This is a genomic window from Mobiluncus sp., from assembly GCF_034180645.1.
Lineage (GTDB): Bacteria > Actinomycetota > Actinomycetes > Actinomycetales > Actinomycetaceae > Mobiluncus.
The window spans coordinates 33,255-55,251 of the sequence record NZ_JAXFNY010000003.1; the positions used below are offsets into that span (position 1 = coordinate 33,255).

Annotated in this window: 22 protein-coding genes; 17 read left to right on the forward strand and 5 right to left on the reverse strand. The window is 59.5% G+C overall.

Going from position 1 to position 21,997, the window contains the following annotated elements; genetic code table 11:
- The 13 genes from ccsB (at nt 1) to nucS (ending at nt 10,603) form a co-directional block, all read left to right on the forward strand.
- Nucleotides 1–933, forward strand: coding sequence for a c-type cytochrome biogenesis protein CcsB (gene ccsB, locus SPI05_RS00555; protein ID WP_321075162.1), 933 nt, complete (start codon nt 1–3; stop codon nt 931–933).
- Nucleotides 926–1,600 (forward strand): TlpA disulfide reductase family protein, encoded by a 675-nt coding sequence (locus SPI05_RS00560; RefSeq protein ID WP_321075164.1) that lies wholly within the window; start codon nt 926–928, stop codon nt 1,598–1,600. The genes ccsB and SPI05_RS00560 overlap by 8 nt, the downstream gene beginning before the upstream one ends.
- Before the next feature lie 70 nt (nt 1,601–1,670).
- The gene (locus tag SPI05_RS00565) at nt 1,671–2,156 is read left to right on the forward strand and encodes a hypothetical protein (RefSeq protein ID WP_321075166.1); all 486 of its coding nucleotides are present in this window, start codon (nt 1,671–1,673) and stop codon (nt 2,154–2,156) included.
- A gap of 110 nt (nt 2,157–2,266) precedes the next feature.
- Nucleotides 2,267–3,091 (forward strand): F0F1 ATP synthase subunit A, encoded by an 825-nt coding sequence (gene atpB / locus SPI05_RS00570; RefSeq protein ID WP_321075169.1) that lies wholly within the window; start codon nt 2,267–2,269, stop codon nt 3,089–3,091.
- A 61-nt stretch (nt 3,092–3,152) separates the two neighbouring features.
- The gene (gene atpE / locus SPI05_RS00575; RefSeq protein WP_004007339.1) at nt 3,153–3,368 is read left to right on the forward strand and encodes an ATP synthase F0 subunit C; all 216 of its coding nucleotides are present in this window, start codon (nt 3,153–3,155) and stop codon (nt 3,366–3,368) included.
- A 9-nt stretch (nt 3,369–3,377) separates the two neighbouring features.
- A complete protein-coding gene (locus SPI05_RS00580) occupies nt 3,378–3,926 on the forward strand; it encodes a F0F1 ATP synthase subunit B (protein WP_321075177.1) in 549 nt (182 codons plus the stop codon).
- A gap of 24 nt (nt 3,927–3,950) precedes the next feature.
- Nucleotides 3,951–4,772 carry a F0F1 ATP synthase subunit delta gene (locus SPI05_RS00585; protein ID WP_321075179.1) on the forward strand — a complete coding sequence of 274 codons (822 nt, stop codon included), beginning with the start codon at nt 3,951–3,953 and terminating at the stop codon, nt 4,770–4,772.
- Nucleotides 4,773–4,834: 62 nt separating this feature from the next.
- Complete coding sequence (atpA, locus tag SPI05_RS00590) at nt 4,835–6,457, forward strand: F0F1 ATP synthase subunit alpha (RefSeq protein WP_321075181.1); 1,623 nt, start codon at nt 4,835–4,837, stop codon at nt 6,455–6,457.
- A gap of 67 nt (nt 6,458–6,524) precedes the next feature.
- A complete protein-coding gene (locus tag SPI05_RS00595) occupies nt 6,525–7,457 on the forward strand; it encodes a F0F1 ATP synthase subunit gamma (RefSeq protein WP_321075183.1) in 933 nt (310 codons plus the stop codon).
- 33 nt (nt 7,458–7,490) lie between these two features.
- Entirely contained in the window at nt 7,491–8,936 is a 1,446-nt protein-coding gene (gene atpD / locus SPI05_RS00600; RefSeq protein WP_282921119.1) for a F0F1 ATP synthase subunit beta, read from the forward strand.
- Nucleotides 8,937–8,942: 6 nt separating this feature from the next.
- The gene (locus SPI05_RS00605; RefSeq protein WP_321075185.1) at nt 8,943–9,251 is read left to right on the forward strand and encodes a F0F1 ATP synthase subunit epsilon; all 309 of its coding nucleotides are present in this window, start codon (nt 8,943–8,945) and stop codon (nt 9,249–9,251) included.
- Between the two features lie 179 nt (nt 9,252–9,430).
- Nucleotides 9,431–9,874: a DUF2550 domain-containing protein gene (locus SPI05_RS00610; protein ID WP_321075187.1), complete on the forward strand. Its 444-nt coding sequence runs from the start codon at nt 9,431–9,433 to the stop codon at nt 9,872–9,874.
- 36 nt (nt 9,875–9,910) lie between these two features.
- Entirely contained in the window at nt 9,911–10,603 is a 693-nt protein-coding gene (gene nucS / locus SPI05_RS00615; RefSeq protein WP_321075189.1) for an endonuclease NucS, read from the forward strand.
- Nucleotides 10,604–10,720: 117 nt separating this feature from the next.
- Here nucS and SPI05_RS00620 read toward each other — a convergent pair whose 3' ends face one another.
- Entirely contained in the window at nt 10,721–11,023 is a 303-nt protein-coding gene (locus tag SPI05_RS00620) for an ATP/GTP-binding protein (protein WP_321075191.1), read from the reverse strand.
- 3 nt (nt 11,024–11,026) lie between these two features.
- The gene (locus SPI05_RS00625) at nt 11,027–12,322 is read right to left on the reverse strand and encodes an N-acetylglucosamine-6-phosphate deacetylase (protein WP_321075193.1); all 1,296 of its coding nucleotides are present in this window, start codon (nt 12,320–12,322) and stop codon (nt 11,027–11,029) included.
- Nucleotides 12,323–12,508: 186 nt separating this feature from the next.
- Between SPI05_RS00625 and SPI05_RS00630 the strand changes: the two genes are divergently transcribed.
- Nucleotides 12,509–13,285 carry an alpha/beta hydrolase gene (locus tag SPI05_RS00630; RefSeq protein ID WP_321075196.1) on the forward strand — a complete coding sequence of 259 codons (777 nt, stop codon included), beginning with the start codon at nt 12,509–12,511 and terminating at the stop codon, nt 13,283–13,285.
- Nucleotides 13,286–13,366: 81 nt separating this feature from the next.
- Here SPI05_RS00630 and SPI05_RS00635 read toward each other — a convergent pair whose 3' ends face one another.
- Nucleotides 13,367–14,353 (reverse strand): hypothetical protein, encoded by a 987-nt coding sequence (locus tag SPI05_RS00635; RefSeq protein ID WP_321075198.1) that lies wholly within the window; start codon nt 14,351–14,353, stop codon nt 13,367–13,369.
- Nucleotides 14,343–15,284 (reverse strand): hypothetical protein, encoded by a 942-nt coding sequence (locus tag SPI05_RS00640; RefSeq protein ID WP_321075200.1) that lies wholly within the window; start codon nt 15,282–15,284, stop codon nt 14,343–14,345. Before SPI05_RS00640 ends, SPI05_RS00635 begins: the two co-directional genes overlap by 11 nt.
- Nucleotides 15,285–15,484: 200 nt before the next feature.
- Here SPI05_RS00640 and SPI05_RS00645 point away from each other — a divergent pair, with 200 nt between their 5' ends.
- The 3 genes from SPI05_RS00645 to SPI05_RS00655 all read left to right on the forward strand — a co-directional run bounded on the left by SPI05_RS00645 (nt 15,485) and on the right by SPI05_RS00655 (nt 20,693).
- Nucleotides 15,485–16,816, forward strand: coding sequence for a DivIVA domain-containing protein (locus SPI05_RS00645; protein ID WP_321075202.1), 1,332 nt, complete (start codon nt 15,485–15,487; stop codon nt 16,814–16,816).
- Between the two features lie 106 nt (nt 16,817–16,922).
- The gene (gene glgP, locus SPI05_RS00650; RefSeq protein ID WP_321075205.1) at nt 16,923–19,544 is read left to right on the forward strand and encodes an alpha-glucan family phosphorylase; all 2,622 of its coding nucleotides are present in this window, start codon (nt 16,923–16,925) and stop codon (nt 19,542–19,544) included.
- Between the two features lie 447 nt (nt 19,545–19,991).
- Nucleotides 19,992–20,693 (forward strand): TetR/AcrR family transcriptional regulator, encoded by a 702-nt coding sequence (locus SPI05_RS00655; protein WP_321075207.1) that lies wholly within the window; start codon nt 19,992–19,994, stop codon nt 20,691–20,693.
- Here SPI05_RS00655 and SPI05_RS00660 read toward each other — a convergent pair.
- Complete coding sequence (locus SPI05_RS00660; protein WP_321075208.1) at nt 20,677–21,654, reverse strand: tetratricopeptide repeat protein; 978 nt, start codon at nt 21,652–21,654, stop codon at nt 20,677–20,679. The genes SPI05_RS00655 and SPI05_RS00660 overlap by 17 nt on opposite strands.
- Between the last annotated feature and the right edge of the window lie 343 nt (nt 21,655–21,997).

Sequence of the window (21,997 nt, forward strand, 5' to 3'; positions counted from 1 at the left end):
ATGCTTGGTTTTTCTCAAGGCCTGCTATTCGCAGCGACTGTTCTCGTAGCCCTCGCCTGGGGCTTATATACGCTGGCGTTTATTGCCTCCTATAACGCGAAAAAGGTGCGACGAGAAATGGTCTCGGTAGCAGCGAGCCAGTCAGAATACGGTTCCGCACCCTCTCGTGTTTTGCCTAATAGTAGTGGGGATGGCGACAACGAGGCGCGTCCCGGGACGTCTCGCGGCGGGATTATCACGGTGGCGAGCGGACTGTCGTGGATGGTGCTGTTAGCTTTAACCGCTTCTGCGGTATTGCGATGGATTGGAACAGGTCATCCACCGATGGCTAACCACTACGAGTTTGCGGTGGCGTTCTGTTGGGGGATGACTTTGTTCCACTGCTACTTCCAATGGCGCTATCAGCTGCGCACCTTAGCGGTCTTTGTCCTCCCTGTTATTCTCGGAATGCTGGCCTATGCCACTACTTTGTCGTATCAGGCAAAGCCCCTCATGCCTGCCCTGCAGAACAGCCCACTGCTCACGCTACACGTGTTCACCGCAGCTCTCGCCTATGGGGCAGCGGTGGTGTCTTTTGGTGCCGCGGTGATGTACCTGCTTTCGCCTTATGTGAAGTGGCCGGGCTGGCCAAAGCCTGAAATGCTTGACGAGGTGGGTTACAAAGCCGTGTTCTTCACCTTCCCCCTGCTCACTATCATGATTGTGCTCGGAGCTATCTGGGCCAACATCGCCTGGGGTCAATACTGGAGCTGGGATCCCAAAGAAACCGCAGCGCTGGTAACCTGGCTGATTTACGGCGGCTATCTGCACGCACGTGTCATGCGTGGATGGAACGGGAATCGCGCAGCCTGGTTGTTGGTCTTAGGGTTCGTAGCGATAGTCTTTACGTATTTCGGAAATCTTTGGTTTGGGGGTATGCACGCCTATGCCTGATGCTGGCGAGTCTTCCACCAGCGCGAATTTGGCAGTGCCTGCAACTTCCACCCCTCGGCTGGAACCGAAGTGGCGCACCAAACTGAGAGAGAGCCGCTGGGCAACGCTGGGAATCTTGGGAGTTACTGCCATGGCGGTAGCTCTGGGCCTCTGGATTGCAAAACCCACACTACCGGGTAGCGCCAATCCCGATGCGAGATCCGCAACAGAAGGAAAGATTACAGCGGTAAACATCGGTGCTGCGGCGGCGCCGCAGTTGGGCCAGGCTCCTCCGGATTTTCGCCTTAACCAGGCCGCCGGTCAGCCTGTTGGTGTCGAATTCTTTTCGCAGTTGCGAGGTAAACCAGTATGGGTGGTTTTTGCCGCCACATGGTGCTCGGAGTGTCGAGTCGAGATGCCGGATATCGCTGCCGCTGCTCGCGAAGAGAACCTGCAGGTAGTGGTGGTGTATTTAGGTGAGAATGCCGAGGATGTCAATGCCTTCCAGGAACGCACCGGGCTGGATTTAGCTGCGGTGGCAGACACGGATTCCCACATCGGCGCCAGCTGGGGAGTCATGGGGATTCCCGCGCATTTCTTTCTTGACAGTGATGGCGTGCTCAAATCCACTCAAGTCGGACTCTTGAGTCCCGAAGCCATCGCCAAGAACCTAGCCAAGATTCGCTGACACGCTTTGCTCGAGACCGTTCAAAAATATCTGGGCCGAAAATACCTTCCGAGATGATAGCTTTATTACCATGCGTAGTTTGGACACTTCTGCTTTGTCGGCTCCTTTGGGTCCCCGGACTCGCCGGGCGGTGAAGTTTTCTCTGACCGCGATTTCCCTAGCGGTGGTGGTGGTGCTGTTGGTCTCGACCGGGTTAGCAGCATGGCTGGTAGGGACGGCGGGGCTGCGTTCCGTAGGTTTATGCGCCGCAGTGGGGGCGGGCTTGGTGGCGGTGACGTTTGCCACGCACCTGTTTACCTTGAATCATCACGACTTGATGATGGCGGGCATGGGTGCGGATTTCGTCCTGAAAATCATCGTCATTTTGCTGGCTCTGGGGGTGGCGCGTGCGTTGCCGGGTCTGGACGCAAAAACAATTTTTTTCACCCTGCTGGCCATGATTTTGGTGCAAGCCATCGTCTTTCCGGTGGCGTTGGCAAAAGCGCAAGTGCCCTTGTTAGACCCGGTCTCGCCCCCGACACAGCCGGAAACCGAAGGGGAAAATCCGACCCCGTAGTGAAATTTTGCATTTTTTCACCCACGCTAGTTTTTACCCGTGCAAATCCCGTTTGAAATTCATGATAACGTTGTTAGGCGAACTCATGATTTAGGACTCAAAGGAGAACAATGGGAGTGCAGTTGACGCTCATGTCGGCATTGATGCCGAATTTGGTTCCCGCTACAGATGACTCGTTCCATGCCCCCACCATTATGGACTTGTTCCCCCCGGTCGTTGCTTTCGCCGGAACTCCTTTCGCTATCGACCGTGTCATGATGATTCGTCTCATCATGACGATGCTGCTGGTGCTGTGTCTGGTGCTGTACGCCACGCGGGCCAAGCTCATCCCGGGACGCGCCCAGTACGTGATGGAGTTCGGGTTCAAATTCTGCCAGGAAAACATTGCTGAGGAAGTCATCGGCAAGGAAATCGGGCGCAAATACACGCCCATCGTGACTTCCGTATTCTTCTCGGTCTTGTTCATGAACATTGCGGGTATCATTCCGGGCTTCAACCTGGCTGGTTCCGCAAAACCGGGCTTCCCGCTGTTGTTAGCGGTGTTTGCCTGGTTCGTTTTCATTTACGCCGGAATTCGAGAGACCGGCGTGGGCCAGTTCTTTAAGTCCTCCCTGTTCCCGCCGGGGGTGCCGTGGCCGCTGTACATTCTGCTGACCCCCATTGAGGCGATTTCCACTTTTATCATTCGCCCGTTTACCCTGTTCGTCCGTTTGTTGGCCAACATGATTGCCGGTCACTTCTTGCTGGCTTTGACTCTGAGCGCCACGAACTATTTCCTCTTTGCGCATCTCTCGGCGCTGTCCCCGATAGGGATTCTGACTTTTGCGGCAGCTTTCGCGTTTACCCTGTTCGAAATCCTGGTGGCTTTCCTGCAGGCGTACATTTTCGCGATTCTGACCGCGGTGTATGTGAACCTCTCCGTACACGCACATTAGAAAAACAATAGGCTTCTCACGCCAACCGGCGTGAGAATAACAACAAATAAGGAAAGAAAACATGACTGGAAGTGCACTTGTTCTCGCAACCATCGGCTATGGTCTGGCCGCTATTGGACCTGGCATTGGCTTGGGCATTCTGATTGGTCACACTCAGGACGCTATTGCCCGCCAGCCGGAACTGTCCGGAAAGCTCACCACTAACATGTTCATCGGTATCGCCTTCGTCGAAGCCTTGGCTTTGATTGGTTTGGTAACGGGCTTCCTGTTCCGGTAAGGAGCACGTATGTTAGGCACTTTAGTATCACTAGTAGCTAAGGCGGGCGATACCCCGAACCCTATGCTGCCAGCGACTTACGACATCGTTTGGTCGGCAGTAATCTTCGTGGTCATCTTGGTGGTGGTTGTGAAGGTCGCTCTGCCGAAGTACAACGGACTGGTGCAGGAGCGTGCCGACAAGCTCCAAGAGGGCTTGAACGCCACAGCAAAGGCACAGGCGGACTCGGCGGCCGCGGCGCAGCGGATTGAATCCGAACTGCGTGACGCGAAGGAAGAAGCCGCGCAAATCCGCAACAAAGCCAACGCCCAAGCGGAGGACATCGTCTCCCGTGCCACCGAACGCGCTGATCAAGAAGCTAAGCGCATTATCGAGCAAGCTCAGCGCCAGATTGCCGCTGAGCGGGCCGCGGCAGAAGCCTCCCTGCGTCAGGATGTGGGCGATTTGGCTACCCAGCTCGCGGAAAAGATTGTGGGCGAACAGCTGAAGGATGAAGCCCTGAGCTCGCGCGTCGTGGATCGTTTCCTCGACGAACTCGAAGCTCAGCCGGTGGCTTAAAGATAGAGAAGGTAAGGGAAGTCAATGAGAGCCTCGTCGGTAAGGACCTTGGCCGCTATGGTCATGGCCGTCGATAAGACCCTGGGGAAAGACACGATGAAGACTGGCCCCGCGGTCGCCGAGGAATACTTTGCCCTGTCTGAACTGCTGGAAAACAACATCCGTCTGGCCCGCAACCTGTCCGACCCGGCGCGTACCGCCCCTGACAAGCAAGAACTGGCTCGCACCATCTTGGGTTCTAAACTTTCTGAACCGGCCCTGGCGGGAGTACTGGAACTCGCCGCCGGCCGTTGGTCCAGCGAGCTTGACCTGCAGGAAGCCTGCCGGTTGCTGGCAAACCACGTGTTGCTGAAAACCGCCCAGGACAACGGCCAGCTAGAAGACGTCGAACGTGACATCTTTGCCATGAGCCAGGTCGTCGCCAAGAACCGCGATTTGCGCAACTTCCTGACTGACAATCATCGCGCCCCCCTGGACCAGCGTCTGGAGACGTTCAACTCTCTGGTTGGTTCCGGGGTCAAGCCCCTGGCGTTGCGCCTGGTGAATGCTGTGATTGCCAAAGCGGCGCCCGGTCGTCTCGCGTCAGACCTGCGGGCTTTGCTGGATTCGGCCGCGCGGTTACGGCAGCGAGGGATGGCGACGGTTTACACCGCTACGCCTTTGAGCGACACCCAAAAGTCCCGGCTCATTCAGTTGCTGTCTGACCGCAGCGGCGAACAGGTTGAGGTCAACGTAGTCATTGACCCGAACCTGGTGGGCGGCATAAAGATTGTGCAGGGCGACACAGTGATGGATGGCGCGGTCAAGTCCCGCGCCGAGCAGTTCCGGCGCAAGCTGGCAAGCTAATACGAAACGAAAATATGACCGATAGGGCTAGGCCCTATGGAACGACAACAGAAGGAATGCTGATGGCTGAGCTATCAATAAGTCCCCAGGACATTAAGAGCGCCCTGGACAAGTTTGTGGATGCGTACGAACCATCCGCCGCGACTGCGGAGGAAATCGGCTACGTGACCGAAACTGCTGACGGCATTGCCCACATCGAGGGCTTGCCCGGCACTATGGCCAACGAGCTGCTGCGCTTCCAAGACGGTACCCTGGGTCTGGCAATGAACCTGGACGAGCGCGAGATCGGCGCTATCGTCTTGGGTGATTTCACGGGGATTGAGGAAGGTCAAGAGGTCTACCGCACGGGTGACGTGCTCTCCGTGCCGGTGGGTGATGGTTACCTGGGCCGCGTGGTTGACCCGCTGGGCAACCCGATTGACGGCCTGGGCGAAATCAAGGACTTGGGCGAGCGTCGTGCTCTGGAATTACAGGCTCCTGGCGTGATGATGCGCCGTTCCGTGTTCGAGCCGCTCCAGACCGGGCTGAAAGCCATCGACTCGATGATTCCGATTGGTCGCGGCCAGCGTGAGCTGATTATTGGTGACCGTCAGACCGGCAAGACCGCTATCGCCATTGACACGATTTTGAACCAGCGCGACAACTGGAAGTCCGGTGACCCCAACAAGCAGGTACGCTGCATCTACGTGGCGGTCGGACAAAAGGGCTCCACGATTGCCTCGGTAAAGGGTGCGTTGGAAGACGCCGGTGCGATGGAGTTCACCACCATCGTGGCTTCCCCGGCTTCGGACGCGGCCGGGTTCAAGTACCTGGCTCCCTACACCGGTTCGGCCATCGGTCAGCACTGGATGTACCAGGGCAAGCACGTGTTGATTGTGTTTGATGACCTGTCCAAGCAGGCCGAGGCCTACCGTGCGGTGTCGCTGTTGCTGCGCCGTCCGCCGGGGCGTGAAGCCTACCCTGGTGACGTGTTCTACCTGCACTCTCGCTTGCTGGAACGCTGCGCGAAACTGTCCGATGATTTGGGCGGCGGTTCGATGACCGGCTTGCCGATTATCGAAACGAAGGCAAATGACGTGTCGGCCTACATTCCGACCAACGTCATCTCCATCACGGACGGCCAAATCTTCCTCCAGTCCGACCTGTTCAACGCGAACCAGCGTCCGGCCGTGGACGTGGGCATTTCGGTGTCTCGTGTGGGTGGCGACGCTCAGATTAAGGCCATGAAGAAGGTTGCCGGTACGTTGAAGCTGACGTTGGCGCAGTACCGTTCGATGGCGGCTTTCGCCATGCTGGCTTCTGACCTGGACGCCACGACCCGCAGGCAGCTGACCCGCGGCGAGAGGCTGATGGAACTGTTGAAACAGCCCCAGTACACGCCTTACCCCGTGGAGGAACAGGTGTGCTCCATCTGGGCTGGCACGAACGGCTACCTGGACGACATCCCGACCGACAAGGTACTGCAGTTTGAAAAGGACTGGTTGGATTACCTGCGTAACGAGGGCACGATTCTCAACGAAATCAAGGAAAAGGGCGCTTGGCCCGATGAACTGGTGGCCCGTTTGGAAACTGCCGTCAAGGATTTCCGCAAGTCTTACGACTTGGTCCCTCAGGCTAACTTAGATGCCATTCAGGGCGAAGCCGAGGCTGAGCAGTCCGAGGAACAAATCGTTAAGCAGCGCTGAGGCGCTCGTGCCAGCGCTGTTGGCCAGCACCGAAAGTAACCGAACAGAAACGTAAGGGAAGGGCAAAGTGTCAGGTTCGCAAAGGGCTCTCAAGCAGAGAATCAAGTCTACTGAGACTCTGCAAAAGATTTTCCGTGCCATGGAGATGATTGCGGCCTCCCGGGTCGGCAAGGCTCGCGCCGGGGCGGAATCCATCACCACCTATGACTCGGCCATCGCGGCGGCAGTCGCGGCCGTGTCCGCCCACGCCAAACTCGATCATCCGCTGATTACGGAACGCACCGACACCAACCGCGTGGCGGTTTTGGCGGTCACCTCTGACCGCGGCATGGCCGGTGCTTATTCCGCTTCCATCTTGCGGGAAACCGAGCGTTTGCTGGAGCGTCTGCGTGACGAAGGCAAAGACCCGGTGGTGTACGTTTCGGGTCGCCGCGGCCTGTCCTACTTCAACTTCCGTGGTATGGAAGTGCGTCGGGCGTGGACCGGGGATTCGGACAAACCCAGCGAGGAACGCACCATGGAAATCGCCAAGGCGCTCTTGGCAGCGTTCCTGAAGTCGCCCGAAGATGGCGGGGTGTGCGAGCTGTACATGGTTTACACCAAGTTCCGTTCGATGGTGTCCCAAGTGCCCCAGGTGCGCAAGATGCTGCCGATTAAGGTCATTGACCCCGACGAACCGGTCCAGATTGACGGGATGGGTTTGGGCGAAGCGGACGACAAGTCCGTCATGCCGCTGTATGACTTTGAACCCAGCGCTGAGGAAGTGCTCGAGACCGTCATGCCGCTGTATGTCGAGTCGCGGATTCGCACCGCCCTGCTGCACGCGGCTGCCGCCGAGCTGGCCAGCCGTCAAAACGCCATGCACGCCGCTACCGATAACGCGTCCAACTTGATTAACACCTTGACTTTGGACATGAACAAGGCTCGTCAGGCCGACATCACCACCGAGATTACGGAAATCGTGTCCGGTGCTGACGCGCTCCAAGATTCTAAGAAATAACCGATTACCAAACGCCGATTAGAGGAAACGAAAATGAGTGAGAAAACCCCAGGAACCGGTCGTATCTCCCGGGTTATTGGCCCGGTCGTGGACGTGGAGTTCCCCCCGGATCAACTGCCTGAGATGTACAACGCTTTGACCGTGGAATACACGGGCATGGGCAGCACTGAAGCCGGTCAGACCCAGACCATGACGATGGAGGTGGCTCAGCACTTGGGCGACAACATTGTCCGGTCCATCGCCCTGAAGCCTACTGACGGTTTGGTGCGCGGAGCCAAGGTGGTCGATACCGGCTCCCCGATTTCGGTACCGGTGGGCGACATCACCAAGGGTCACGTCTTTAACGTGATTGGCGACTGCCTGAACTTGAAAGAAGGCGAAACCTTGGACGTCAAGGAGCGTTGGTCCATCCACCGCACCCCTCCGGCCTTCGACAAGCTGGAATCCAAGACTCAGATGTTCGAGACCGGCATTAAGGTCATCGACTTGCTGACCCCCTACGTGCAGGGCGGCAAGATTGGCCTGTTCGGCGGTGCCGGTGTGGGCAAGACCGTGTTGATTCAAGAGATGATTCAGCGTGTGGCTCAGGACCACGGCGGCGTGTCCGTGTTCGCCGGGGTGGGCGAACGCACTCGTGAGGGCAACGACCTGATTCACGAGATGGCTGACGCGGGAGTGTTGGACAAGACCGCGATGGTGTTCGGCCAGATGGACGAGCCGCCGGGGACGCGTCTGCGCGTGGCTCTGTCCGGTTTGACGATGGCGGAATACTTCCGTGACGTGCAAAACCAGGACGTGCTGCTGTTCATCGACAACATATTCCGTTTCACCCAGGCCGGCTCGGAGGTGTCCACCCTGCTGGGTCGGATGCCCTCCGCCGTGGGCTACCAGCCGAACCTGGCTGACGAAATGGGCCAGCTCCAGGAGCGCATTACTTCCGCGGGCGGCCACTCCATTACCTCCCTGCAGGCCATCTACGTGCCGGCGGACGACTACACCGACCCAGCTCCTGCCACGACCTTCGCGCACCTGGACGCAACCACGAACCTGTCTCGTGACATCGCGTCCCGCGGCCTGTACCCGGCGGTGGATCCGTTGGCCTCCACCTCGCGTATCCTCGACCCGCGCTATGTCGGCAAGGAACACTACGAGGTCGCGACACAGGTCAAACAGATTCTGCAAAAGAACAAGGAACTGCAGGACATCATCGCCATCCTCGGTGTGGACGAACTGTCGGAAGAGGACAAGGTCACGGTGGCGCGCGCGCGTCGTATCGAACAGTTCCTGTCCCAAAACACCTACATGGCGGAAAAGTTCACGGGCGTACCCGGCTCGACCGTGCCGATGAGTGAAACCATCGAAGCGTTCAAGCGGATTTGCGAAGGAAAGTACGACCACATTCCCGAACAGGCGTTCTTTAACATTGGCGGTATCGAGGACCTCGAAGCGGCCTGGGCGAAACTGCAAAAGGAAATGTGATAACCCATGGCAGACACGCTGAAAGTTGCGGTGGTAGACCGCTCGCGCACCCTGTATCAGGGAGAAGCGTCCCAGGTCATCATGCCTGCCGCAGACGGCGACCTGGGGGTCTTGCCGGGTCACCAGCCGTTACTGGTCGTGCTGCGGGCCGGCCAGGTGCGCGTCGACGCGCCGGGCTCGACCGGAAAAGCGGATTCGCATAACTTCCCGGTCGAAGCCGGTTTCGCTTCGGTGGATAATAACACCGTGACCGTAGTGCTGGATCGCTACTTGGCTGCCAGCTCTGCGAATCAGGCTTCCGCATCGGCAAACTAAAATAAACAACTTCCGCGAATCAGTCCGATTGGGATATGATTGCCCATAAGGCTCTTCGGTTTTTCTCCAAGGCAACTTGGGGATAGCAGTGGCGGGGTCATTGAGATGCCCGACACTTTGGGCATTGTCCCCAGAGCCGGGCTTCAATGTAGCGGCTCTAGGGAGTGAGAAGGAACATCATGGGTACGGCAACCAGTGTGATGTTTACCAGTCTGCTCCTGGTGCTGTTCCTCGTTTGCGCGCTGGCGATTTACTTCCTGGCGCGCTTGCGGTTTAAGGCCCAAAATGATGGTTCTTTCAACGTGGCGTGGCGGGCCAATACTACCGATCCGTGGCGGGCCGGGGTATGCCATTATTCCGAGGATTTTCTGAAGTGGTATCGGGTCATTTCTCTGCGTTGGGGCTCGAATCGCCGTTGGGAACGGGCGGATTTTGAGATTTTGGAATCGGCGGTAGATACCGAGCCGGGGTCGGACTATACCCTGGCTATTTTGCATTGCCGCGCGCCGCGTCAGGGTTTTTCTGAGCCGGACGATTTTTGGTTGGCGATGGATGAACATGATTATTCCGGCTTGGTCAGCTGGAAAGAGTCCTCTCCGCCACGCTCTCAGATGGTTTACTGAGTTTCTTGCCTCGCGCGGTTCGGCTAGGCTAGCAGTATGCGCCTGGTCATAGCGGATTGTGAAGTCAATTATTCGGGACGTTTGGATGCGCATTTGGCCGCGGCGAAACGCCTGTTGATGGTGAAAGCCGATGGCTCGGTGCTGATTCACAGCGATGGCGGTTCCTACAAGCCCCTGAACTGGATGAGCCCGCCCTGCCAGCTGCACATTGAGCTGGAAGATTCCGACTCCCCGCAAGGCCCGCAAACGTGGCGGGTACAGGCCAAATCCGGGGATGCCCTGCTGATTAACATCACTGCGGTCTATGAAGATGTCGTGTGTGATTTGGGGGTCGATCCGGGACTGGAAAAGGACGGGGTGGAGGCGCATCTGCAAAAGCTGCTGGCGGAACAGGTCGCACTACGGCTGGGAGAGGGCTGGACTTTGGTGCGCCGGGAATGGCCCACTCCCATTGGTCCGGTTGACCTGCTGGTTCGTGATGCACAAGGGCGTCCGGTGGCGGTGGAGGTGAAACGTCGCGGCGAAATTGACGGGGTTGAGCAGTTGACTCGCTACCTGGATTTGCTGGGTCGGCAAGCCGACCTGGAGGGCATTACCGGGATTTTTGCCGCCCAAGAGATTAAACCCCAGGCCCGCACGCTGGCGACAGACCGCGGGATTCGCTGCGTCGTGCTGGATTACGATGAAATGCGCGGCTTGGATTTCGATGCCGAAAATCGGCTGTTCTAAACCCCGTAAAACCTTTCCTGAAGCATGGTTTTACCCCGAAAGAAGGCCCGGAAAACGCCACGCACCCCGCTTGTGCCACGCATAACCTGTTCGGACTAGGGCGTCACAGAATCGGCTCTAATAGCCCCCGGTAGTGCCGGACTCCCAGCAATAGTTGTGCCAGTGGCGGCGAGCCCTCACCCCGGTGTCCACTCCAAAGGGCGCGTTCAGCGGCCAAGCCACGATATGCGGGGTATTCGCTTCGACAGCGTGCCCGCAACCGGGGCAGACGTAAGATTTCTGGCCGGCGCTGCCGGTCAGACTCTGGACGTGATATTCCTGCCCGCCACGCGTCACGACCCGCGGGACACTGGCGAGGCGCTGCATATCCAAGGGGCGATAGGGTTGACCGCGCCGTTTGGACTTTCGCTGACTGGGCACGGGCTAATCCGAAAAATTCTTTGGTACGGATGCCACCAGGGTGCCGTAGCGATACACCGAAAGCGGATAGAGATTCTCATCTGTGACCAGCAAATCCGCGCGTTTGCCCGTTGCAATTTCGCCGATGTTGGTCTGACCCAAAATACGGGCGCCCTGTACCGAGGCGCAGTACACCGCGTCAGTCAGTGGAATTCCCGCGCCTTTCCAGGCGCGGCGCACGATGTCTACCAGGTGCAAGTTTGGATCTTCCTGGACGGAGTTCGGTTCGCTCAAGGGCATGCCCGTGGCGGCGGTCGCGTTGCTGACAAACACTACTGAATCGCGTCCGACCAACTCAAACACGTTGCGCACGGCACTGAGGTCCACGTGCTCCCCGTCCGCAATCAGCTCCAGAATACAGCCGCCTCCGGCCGCGTCCGCCAGCAGCTCTAACATCGGGCCGGGGTGGCGATGGTGGAAGGGCTGCATCCCGTTAAAGAAGTGGGTCACCACGTAGCGGGGGCAACGCAGCTTTTCCGAGGGGGTCAGCCCCAGCTTTTCCCGCGTCCAGGCCGCGGCTCCACGCATAAATTCGGCGGAGGCGACCGTGTGTCCAAAGGCGGGAACCGCCCCGTTTTCAATCAAAACTTCCGCCACGGAACCGGAACCGATAGCGCGTTTGCCTTCCGGAGCCAGCGTCATCGATACCGTATGCCCGCGGGTAGTAATCATGAGTTCGCGGGTCAGGGCCGGGTTTGGCGGCTGGACTTGTGCAAAATCTTGGGACCCTAGGACGGCACGAGCCTGTTCCTCGCGTTCCTTGGCGCTGAGCCCTTCGGTCGGGAGGGAATCAGCGGGGGAGTCTCCGGGGAGCATCCCGGTCACACCCAACCGTCCCGACGCCAGGAACGGCCCTTCAAAGTGAATCCCGTCCAGTTCGCCTGCGTCACACAAATCTGCCATCATTTGGCCCTGTCGGCGCAGGTCCTCCGGGGAAGCTGTCGAGAGTGAACCGACCAGGGTGGTGGTGCCGTGTACCCGGTGCTCCCACACCGCGGTCATCATGGCTTCCACTGTGGCGGCGGTGGGGAAAGAGCTGCCCCCGCCTCCGTGGCAGTGGGTGTCGACCAGGCCCGGCAAAATGTAGCGCCCGTCAGTCGGGGAAGGTGCGGCCACGACTTCGGTACCGTAACCTGCCGCCTGCGCTTGGGGTGCTTCTCCCATCCACACTATGGAGTCCCCGTCAACAATGACAGCTCCATCAACGATTATGGAAGACGGCGTGACGATGCGCCCGCGTACTGCAAAAGGTTCACTCATGTTCCGATTATCGCATTTTTGCGCTGTTTCAAAGTAATTTTTTCGCTCCCTAGTCGTGTCGAGCATCTGCCGGGTGGCGACCGGTTCGGGCGGCTGACGCCGTGGACGCGATGCCGGCAGTGCCGGGTTGGGGGTAAAACTGTTCGGGTTTACCCGGTATTAGACGAAATCCTTTAAGATAAAACCATGCTGAACATGATTGCCCGCGACATTATCCCCGGACCGATTGGTCCTACGATGGTGCTGCTTCACGCTTTCCCGATGGATCACCGGATGTGGCTGCCTACCGCGGACCGCTTGGGTGGGGTGCCGCTGCTGATGGTGGATGCGCCCGGATTTGGCCAGACTCCGCCGATGATGGACACCCCCTCGCTGGACGCGTTTGCGGATGAAATCGTGGCAAACCTGGGCAAGTTCGGCATCGAACGCATTATTCCGGTAGGTAACTCGCTGGGCGGCTACGTGGCGCTCACCATTTTGGAACGTCACCCGGATGTCGTGGCCGGTCTGGGGCTGATTGGGACCCGGGCGGACGCGGATACGGTCAGCGAAAAAGCCGACCGGTTTGAAAACCTCATCACCATGCTGGCTGGGGACCGCGCGAGCCTGCTGACTCCTCAGATTGAATCCCAGTTCACCGCCTCGACCCGCCGGGCGCGCCCGGAAGTCGTGTCCGAGGCCGTGCAATGGTCCGAGGAAGCCTCCAACGAAGGAATTTCCTGGGCACAACGGGCTATGGCGGCGCGCCCGGACCAGATGGCGCTGCTGGAAAGTTTTGGCAAACCCGTCCTGGTCATGCGCGGTGAAGAGGACCCGGTCATTTCCCCCGAGCGTGCCGCCGCGATGGCTCAGGCCGCCCATACCGAGGTCGTGGAGGTCCACGAAACTTCGCACCTGGTGCCGATTGAAAATCCCGGTGCCGTCTCGCGCCGCCTGATGGCGCTGTACCCCCAGTGCATGTAAGCCGCGCGAAACCCCTCCAACCTGCGGCAACGCCCTTGTGAACGCTATCGGTAGCGTAACTCGAAACGCGACCGCAACGCCCTAGTCCGCGCTCATCGCCGTGACGGCATCGGAGGCGCCCAAGACCGAAATCTTTTGGTTTTGGCTGGGTTTGTTCGGCAGGTTAAATAGCACCACGACCGTGTGCGTTTCGGTCAAGGTCGAGGCCGCAGCCGTTTTCCCGGTGTAAGCCTGAGCCAGGGGGGAGAGCTGGAGTTTCCGGGGAGACTTCATGGTCAAGTCGTAGTTCAGAGCGGCCATGACCAGGGCTCCGCCGTCCGTAGTGCCCAGGGCGATACAGCCGTCAGCGCCCGGCCGCGCGGTCATAGTGACTTCCAAACCGCGGTTTTGCTGGGCGAGGGCGGAATAGTCCGTGCGCCGCTGGGCGAAAGTTGCGGCAAAAGAATCAATCGCGGTGTCAAAAACGTCCTTGGCGTTGTTGGGGTCGTTGAGGAAGTCCGCGTAAGTTTTCGCCAAGGCTCCCGGCGAAACCACAAAGTCTTTGGAATCTGCCCGGGGCGTGGGCGAGCCGACTTCGGGCTTGAAAGTCGCGGGGAAGTTGGCTTTGGGGAACAGTTTCGCGTAGCCCCACACCGCGTAGTTAGCGCGCGGCGAGGACTGGACAAAACCGAACACGTAGAGCGGCTGGCCTTCGACTGTGGGGGAAACCGTGTAGGCGTAGCGCGGCCAATCCGTAGCCTGCTGCACGACTGTGACCTGCGGATTCGCCAGTGGAAGCGCCCCCAGGTTGGCGCCGCGAGTCGTGTTCGTCATCAGGTATTCTCCGTTGCGCATACCCAGGGCCGGGTTCGTAAAACGGCTGGTCAGCTGTTGCCAGTCGCGAACGCCGTCCCCGGTTTGGGCCACGGCGTTGGCTTCGGCGGTGATTGCGGTGAAGCGTTGCTGGTCGATAGCGGGCGGTTCGTTGCCGCCGTTGGGGGAGGTCACGAGGGTGGGGGTGTAGGCGCAAGCGCTCAGGGCCAGGGCGGTCGCTCCGGCCGCAAGGAGGGTCGTCAGCTTATTCGTCATGGGAGGCCTCCGTTTCTGGGTCTGTTGCGTCGTCGCTCTCCGGTTGGTGCCGCCATTTTTTGCCACGTTTAGGCTGGTCAGATGCTTCTTCAGCCATGCGCAATGAGCGGCGTGTGGGGTGGACTGCCGGAATGACGCCGGTGTCCGTGGGGGCATCGCCGGTGACCGCGGAAGTGACCTGACTGGCGAGCTGGCGTGCCTGATCCTTTTCCAACGTATCCAAACGTTTGGCGCGCGAACGCCGTTCGGACAGCACCAGCAAGGCCAGGTAAGTCCCGATAGCTCCAGCGGCGATAATCCCCACGATGGTCATGAGGATAGCCGAGATGCTGGAGGGCTCATTTTTCAGTTTCCACTTCAGTTCCAACTGTGGTCCCGCCGCTTTGTCCGGGGGGTTGACCACGAAAGCGACCGCGCTCCATCGGTTATCGCTCAGTTGCCAGTTCAGAGAGGCGTGACCGGTGCCGCGAGCGCTTTGTTTCCAAATGTCTAAGGACGTTAGATCTGCCGCGTCGTTTTGGGCGGGGGACGCCAACTGTTGCAAACCACCCGGCAAAGTTTGTTCGCCAGGAGCAGAATTAGTTTTTTTCGCCTCGACGCTGCGGGAGGTGAGCAGATTATCGGCTTTGAAACCGGTCAGTTCCAAGTGATTGACCGATTTGGCAAAATCCATTGCATCTGTGGTCAGGGCGATTCCTAAAAAAACTTCCTGTTTTGCCGGCCCGGTAGCGCGAATCGTGACCTTTTCCCCGGTGGATTCCAACAGATTCTCTCCCGTCAGGACGATTGCCGACTTGGTCGGTTCGCTGTGAAACTCCACGTTGGCACTGGGACGCAGGAAAGTCAGGCGAGATATTCCAACAAAGGCCACCAAAAGTGAGACAATCAGCAGGGCAATGCTGAGATAGCGGGTGGTGCGATTCGATGACATGGGTCTCCTTGAGAATTTTGGAACCGGCTACCATTTACTTTAGCGAGATTGGCGGTTCACAGCGACTTAGCCATGTCATAAAGGTTCGTGTAAATGGTTAATCAGAGATTTTTTCGTTATAGACTTAGGGTATCGTTATACTAAGTTTGGCGGGGCAGGTTAATTTGCCCGTTGGTTGACGTCTTTAGGAGGACTCACAAGTGACCGAAGAGCAGACAGATTTTCCAATCGTGATGCGCGGGTACGACCGCGTTCAGGTTGACCTGCAGATTCAAACTTTAATGACGGCTTTGGCCGAGGCACGTCGTGAGGTAGAGACCCTTGACGCGCGTAACGCAACCCTGGCAGGGGATTTGGGTGAAGCTCAGCGCCGTCTAAAGGAAAGCGACAAGTCGAGTTATACCGGTCTGGGCGAACGCATCGAACAGTTGCTGCGTTCCGCTGAGGAACAGTCCACCACCGTTATTAATAAGGCGAACGCTGACGCGGAATCCTTGCTGGAAAAGACCCGTTCTAACACGCAGCGCCTGACTCAGCGCGCCGAAGCCGAAGCGGCTTCCATGCTGGCTGAGGCTCGCCGCGAAGCTGAGGAACGCACCACCCAGGCGGAAACCGAAGCGGAAACCGTGCTCACCAACGCGCAGCACCGCGCTGATGAACTGGTAGCCGCGGCGGAACGCGAAGCGGCCTCGCTGCGCGCCGAAGTGAACACTCAGGTCAACGACCTGCGCGCCACTGCTGACCGCGAAACCGAACTGCAGCGCGCCCAAGCCGAAAAGGATTACGTAGAAGCCCGGGTTAAGGCTGAACAGGAAACCACGGCTCTGCGCAACGAAGCGGCGACCGAGATTCAGGAACTGCGCGAAACCGCGACTGCCGAAGCCACCCAGGTGCGCGAACAGGCTCAGCAAATGGCTGAGAAGCTGCTGGTGGAAACCCGCGCCGAAGCCGACAAGATTATCTCCAACGCTCGCGCCGAAGCCGAGCGTCTGCGTGCCGAGTCCGAACAGGCTCGCCAAGACACCGAAACTGAGATTGCTTCCGCGCGTGCGGCCGCTCGTGAAGCCGACGCACAGGCTCACGAACAGGCTCGGGCCGAAACCTCCGCGATGGTTGCCACCGCGAAGGCGCAGGTCGCTGACGCTGAGAAGCACCTCGGCGAGACCTTGCAGCGTGCCGAGCGCCTGCTGACCGATACCGATGCCGTGGTGCGTCGCCGTCAAGAGGATGCCCGCCGTACTGCTGAGGCCACCATCTCGGCTGCGGAAGTCGAAGCGCAACAGCTGCGCGAAGCTGCTCGTGCCGAAGCTCAAGCCGAACGTGCCGCCGCCCAGCGCACGGTCGAAAAGCTGGAACGTCAGCGCGAATCCGTGGCGGCCTACCTCGACGAAATGCGTGGCCTGCTGGGGTCGCGTGCCGCCGATGCCATCTCAGGCTTGCAGGCTTTGGAAGAGGACGAAGAAACCCGCGAACCGGTAGAGTTGCCGGCCGATGTGGACGCTTACGCCCTGCCGGAAGAAGCCAGCGAATAACCTTTTTCATGACACCCCCAAGTTTTGGCGGTCCTGCGGGGCCGCCAAAACTACATTTTGCGCACATTTTTACCTAAATGCCACGACCACCACGTAGGATGGTACTGTGAAAGCAATACGACGATTTACTGTTCGCTCCGTCCTTCCCGAAAATTTGAAGCCAATTGGTACTTTGGCTCAAAATCTGCGCTGGTCCTGGCACCGGCCCTCCCGCGATTTCTTCGCGTCCTTAGATCCGCAAGTCTGGGAGGAAGTCGGCCACGACCCGGCGGCTTTCCTCGGTTCGGTTTCCGTCCAGAAACTGGACGAGCTCTCGGCAAACCAGGACATTGTGAACCAGGCTGCGGCTTTGGAACGCGACCTGGGCGATTACCTGGAAAAGCCGCAGTGGTTCCAGTCCCAGTTCAACAATGCCGACAAGCCCAGCGCGATTGGGTATTTCTCGGCTGAATTCGGCGTGACGGCCGTTTTGCCGCAGTACTCCGGCGGCCTGGGGATTTTGGCTGGCGACCACCTGAAGTCCGCCTCTGACCTGGGCGTTCCTATTATCGGCGTGGGCCTGCTCTACCAGGCTGGCTACTTCCGTCAATCCCTGACCCGCGAAGGCTGGCAGCGCGAATCCTACCCGGTCATCGACCCGGATAACATGCCGCTGACTCTGTTGCGCGAAGACGACGGCACCCCCGCGCTGGTGGAAGTGCCTTTGCCCGACCACCGCACCCTGTATGCCCAAGTGTGGGTCGCAAAAGTCGGCCGCATCGCCCTGCTGATGATGGACTCTGACGTGGCCAAGAACGATGAGGCCGCCCGCCTGGTGACCGACCGCCTTTACGGCGGGTCGAAAGATCATCGGATGGAACAGGAACTGTTGCTCGGTGTGGGCGGGGTGAAGGCCCTGCGCGCCTACAGCCGTTTGACCGGCGCGCCGACCCCCGAGGTCTATCACTGCAACGAAGGCCACGCCGGATTCATGGCGGTGGAACGTATCCGCGAGCTGATGACCGGCGAGGAACACCTCGACTTCGGCACGGCTATCGAAGCGGTGCGTTCCGGCACGCTGTTCACCACCCACACGCCGGTTCCCGCCGGTATCGACCGTTTCGACCGGTCCTTGGTGCAACGTTACCTGGCGCCAATCGAGATTCCCGGTGTGACGACCGACCAGCTGCTGGCTCTGGGTGCGGAAACGTACGAGGGTGGGGATCCCAACGTATTCAACATGGCGGTTTTGGGTTTGCGCATGGCGCGGATGGCCAACGGCGTGGCCCAGCTGCACGGCAACGTTTCGCGCGGCATGTTCCACCAGCTATGGCCTGGATTTGATGTCTCCGAGGTGCCCATCACCTCTATCACCAACGGTGTACATGGCCCGACCTGGACTGATGGTCGTTTGGCGCAGTTGGCTCGCGGTCACCAGGATCCTGGCGAGCACGTCAACACCTACCGGTGGGTGCGTCCGCCCGAGGAAGGCGGCGTCAGCGATGAGGAACTCTGGGAACTGCGCCGTGAACTGCGCGAACAGCTGGTTCTCGATGCTCGCCGGCGGGTGCGCGAATCCTGGCTGGAACGCGGGGCATCCCCGGCTGAGCTGGATTGGACGAATAAAATCCTCGACCCTGACGTCTTGACCATTGGTTTTGCCCGCCGCGTGCCGACTTACAAGCGTCTGACGCTGATGATTAATAACCCGGAGCGGATGGCGGCCATTTTGACGAATAAAGAACGTCCGGTGCAAATCATCGTGGCTGGGAAATCCCACCCGGACGATGAACAGGGCGTCAGCCTGATTCAGCGCCTGGTGGCTTTCGCTGACCAGTACGATGTGCGCGACCGCATCGCTTTCCTGCCCAACTACGACATGGACATGGCCCAAACCCTGATGCCCGGCGTGGACGTGTGGCTGAACAACCCGCTGCGTCCCTTGGAGGCCTCCGGGACTTCCGGCATGAAGTGCGCCATCAACGGCGCTTTAAACCTGTCCATCCTGGACGGCTGGTGGGACGAAATGTATGACGGCCGCAATGGCTGGGCCATCCCCACTGCTGACGGAGTCGACGACCCGGAGCGCCGCGACGCTATCGAGGCCGAAGGCCTGTACAACCTCATCGAGAACACGGTCGCCCCGCGCTTCTACGATCGAGACGCGAACGGAATTCCGCGCAACTGGATGGAAATGGTGCGCCACACGCTGGCGACCTTGGGTCCGCGTGTGCAGGCGCAGCGCATGGTTAGCGAGTACGTAGAAAACCTCTACACCCCGATTGCTGCTTCCAGCCGGGTGCTGAACAGCGCTGGTCATCAAGAGGCTCGTGAACTGGCGGCTTACAAGGCGCGGGTACGTTCGGGCTGGAATCAGGTCGCGGTGAAGCATGTCGTCTCCAAGGTTGGTGACGTGGCGACCGTGGGGGATAGCGCCTCATTCTTTGCTGATGTCCAGCTGGGGAACCTGCGTCCCGAGGATGTTGAGGTACAGCTGCTGCTGGGCCGTGTCACGACCAACGACGACCTGTCCGGCTTTGAGGTCCTGGCGATGCAGGCAGAACGCGAAGAAAACGGCGTGGTGTCCTACCGCTTGGAGACGCACCTGAACAACGCCGGTCCGCTGGGTTACCAAGTTCGCGTGGTGCCGAACCATCCGCTGATGGCCGGTTACACCGAACTGGGCCTGGTCACCAACGCCGAGCGTGCCGCCGATAACCCGGAGACGCACTACTTCTTCGGCAGCTAAGTTCGCCGGGTTTTGCCCGCTTTTTGCCCGGTCGGCTGGGATTCCCAGCCGACCGGGCTTTCTCTATGGCTGCGGGCGTTTGCGCCGCTGTTTGTTGGCGGGCTACTCGCCGGGTTGCGCCTAAAGGTGGAGAATAGCCGGGTAGCTGCCAATAATGGCAGCTACCCGGCTATTCTCCCCTTTTAATCCACTCGCGCCCCGAAACCCGGTAACAAACAGCCCCGAAATTCCTCGGATAACCCGCAATAAACCCTATTTAAACGGCTCGGTGTGCCATATATGGCACACCGAGCCAAATTAATAGGATTAACGCTCAGATTCCGGGGAATTGCGGCCAGGTGCGGGATTTTTCGCGAAAACCGGGCCAGTCGGCGCGGCAATGGAACGAACGGTCAAAAATTCGCCATACTGTCAGTTAGATGGATTGATTCGCGGAAAGGACCGGCGGTGGGGAAACCAAATCGCGTGGAAATAGTAGGGAAACTGGCGGAGCTGTTTCAGGCCCGGGGCTACACCGGCGCTGGCATGGCCGAGATTTCAGCGACGACCGGATTGGGGCGCGGCTCGCTGTACCACCTCTTTCCCGATGGTAAAGCTCAGATGATGCGCGAAGTCCTGGCGGCCGTGGAACACGACTTTCAAGCCGCCGTGGTCGCGCCGCTGGAATCGGGTGACATTGCCGGGATGTTCGCCGGAATCCTGACGTTCTTTGACCACGGCGAGAAACAGAGCATCTGGGGCAAGCTGGTCCATGATGCCGCGGCCCGCGACTTTGCCCCCGAGGTGCAGGAGCATTTCAACACGTGGCGAGCAGCACTGACGAAAGCCCTGCTCAGCCTGGGAGTGGATCGCGGCTTGGCAGCTTCTCTGTCCGAACGCACTCTGTCCGGGGTAGAGGGGACGCTCACCTTGGCGGCCGGTTTTGATGATGCGGGCGCGCTTTCCCGCGGCCTGCGCACTATGTCGGCTGAGGTCACGAATGCCATCTCTGCAGCTAGCGGGTCTGCAACCGGTTCAGCGGGGCGTCTGGCGCGCTCCCAGAAACCCACTGGGAAACCCGCCGCTGAGTCGACCGCTAAACCCGCGAACCGAGCCCCGCGAAAATCTGCCGCGAAATCTGCGTCAAAGAAGGCTAGTAAAGCAAAGTAGCCAGCTTCGAGCGCATCGCCGGAACTAGCGGATCGTCGCCCAAAATCGAGAAATATTCCACTAAACGTGTCCGGGCCGCGTCGCGGTCCTCGCCACTGGTTTCCGCCACGACACCCAGCAGCCGAGACATCGCCCCGGCGGCATCTCCCGCATTCATCTGGGCATCAGCGGCCTCGAGCTGCGCGGCTATCTCGCCGGTAGCAGCCTGAGCGCCCTGTCCAGCCTGGTCACCGGCAGGCTCCGCCGCTGAGCGTGCCTGCAACCGAACTTTCGCCAGCAGTTGCTCCACTTTGCTGGATTCGCCGGGGTTGGCTTTGAGGTAGTTCTCCAAAGTCTCGATGGCCTGGTCGTATTCGCCTTTGGCCTGAAGTTTCACCGCGGTTTCGATTTCCTCGGCTACCGCGGGCGGCGCGTCTGGGGCAGGCGTACCGGCCGCACCGGCTGCTCCGTCAGCAGCCCCAGCAGCCCCGGCCTCATCGGTCTGCACGCGACCCGTCACGCCTTCCTGCTCAGCTAACTCGATAACCTTGCTGATGACTTCCTGCACAGCCGAAGCGGGCAGAGCGCCGTTAAACAAAGGCGCGGGTTGCCCGTTCATCAGCAAGAACACGGCGGGAATGCTTTGGACTCGAAACGCTTGGCCGATGGCGGGGTTTTCGTCTATGTTGACCTTTGCTAAAGCCACTCGCCCGCCCGCCTTCGCTACGGCATTTTCCAGGACGGGACCGAGCTGGCGGCACGGGCCGCACCAGGGCGCCCACATGTCCAAAATGAACGGGACAGTCTGGGAAAGCTCCAGGAGCTGGGCAAACGTGTCGTCAGTGACGTCGCGCACCAGCGGCCCCGGAATAGTTTGCGCGGCAGCCGTCCCGCCCGCATCTGCGCCTCCAGCGAAACCGCCCGCACCAGCTTCGCTCCCTTGACCAGCGGGAATATCGTGCAGTTCTTCGGGAGCTATCATGGTGATGCCTCATCTTTCCTAAATCCGAGCGGTGCCAACAATGGCCGTATGCTGTTATTTAACCTGTTAAGTCTGGACTGTATCAAATCCAAGCGGGGAAAAATCGCCCAGCGCTTAAAACCGCCCCCGGCGCTGGCTGTGACAATTGGGGTTTGCGCGTCTGTGCCCCAGAGCCGCGACATTTGTCACAAGTGAGGGGCTTTGGTTGGGTTCGCCGCCGCGCCTGACCGGTGTGGCCCGCCTCGTCCGCTCGGCCCGGGGTCGCCCTGCCCGGCATTCCCCGTAGCCCTCGGCGCGTCCCCTCGAACCCTCCTAGACATAGCCGCGCCTAACCAAGGCAAGC

Excerpts from the sequence above, each read along its gene's own strand:
- ccsB (WP_321075162.1), top strand. The coding sequence starts at position 1 with ATGCTTGGTTTTTCTCAAGGCCTGCTATTCGCAGCGACTGTTCTCGTA.
- SPI05_RS00560 (WP_321075164.1), top strand. The coding sequence starts at position 926 with ATGCCTGATGCTGGCGAGTCTTCCACCAGCGCGAATTTGGCAGTGCCT.
- SPI05_RS00565 (WP_321075166.1), top strand. The coding sequence starts at position 1,671 with ATGCGTAGTTTGGACACTTCTGCTTTGTCGGCTCCTTTGGGTCCCCGG.
- atpB (WP_321075169.1), top strand. The coding sequence starts at position 2,267 with ATGGGAGTGCAGTTGACGCTCATGTCGGCATTGATGCCGAATTTGGTT.
- atpE (WP_004007339.1), top strand. The coding sequence starts at position 3,153 with ATGACTGGAAGTGCACTTGTTCTCGCAACCATCGGCTATGGTCTGGCC.
- SPI05_RS00580 (WP_321075177.1), top strand. The coding sequence starts at position 3,378 with ATGTTAGGCACTTTAGTATCACTAGTAGCTAAGGCGGGCGATACCCCG.
- SPI05_RS00585 (WP_321075179.1), top strand. The coding sequence starts at position 3,951 with ATGAGAGCCTCGTCGGTAAGGACCTTGGCCGCTATGGTCATGGCCGTC.
- atpA (WP_321075181.1), top strand. The coding sequence starts at position 4,835 with ATGGCTGAGCTATCAATAAGTCCCCAGGACATTAAGAGCGCCCTGGAC.
- atpD (WP_282921119.1), top strand. The coding sequence starts at position 7,491 with ATGAGTGAGAAAACCCCAGGAACCGGTCGTATCTCCCGGGTTATTGGC.
- SPI05_RS00605 (WP_321075185.1), top strand. The coding sequence starts at position 8,943 with ATGGCAGACACGCTGAAAGTTGCGGTGGTAGACCGCTCGCGCACCCTG.
- SPI05_RS00610 (WP_321075187.1), top strand. The coding sequence starts at position 9,431 with ATGGGTACGGCAACCAGTGTGATGTTTACCAGTCTGCTCCTGGTGCTG.
- nucS (WP_321075189.1), top strand. The coding sequence starts at position 9,911 with ATGCGCCTGGTCATAGCGGATTGTGAAGTCAATTATTCGGGACGTTTG.
- SPI05_RS00625 (WP_321075193.1), bottom strand. The coding sequence starts at position 12,322 with ATGAGTGAACCTTTTGCAGTACGCGGGCGCATCGTCACGCCGTCTTCC.
- SPI05_RS00630 (WP_321075196.1), top strand. The coding sequence starts at position 12,509 with ATGCTGAACATGATTGCCCGCGACATTATCCCCGGACCGATTGGTCCT.
- SPI05_RS00635 (WP_321075198.1), bottom strand. The coding sequence starts at position 14,353 with ATGACGAATAAGCTGACGACCCTCCTTGCGGCCGGAGCGACCGCCCTG.
- SPI05_RS00640 (WP_321075200.1), bottom strand. The coding sequence starts at position 15,284 with ATGTCATCGAATCGCACCACCCGCTATCTCAGCATTGCCCTGCTGATT.
- SPI05_RS00660 (WP_321075208.1), bottom strand. The coding sequence starts at position 21,654 with ATGATAGCTCCCGAAGAACTGCACGATATTCCCGCTGGTCAAGGGAGC.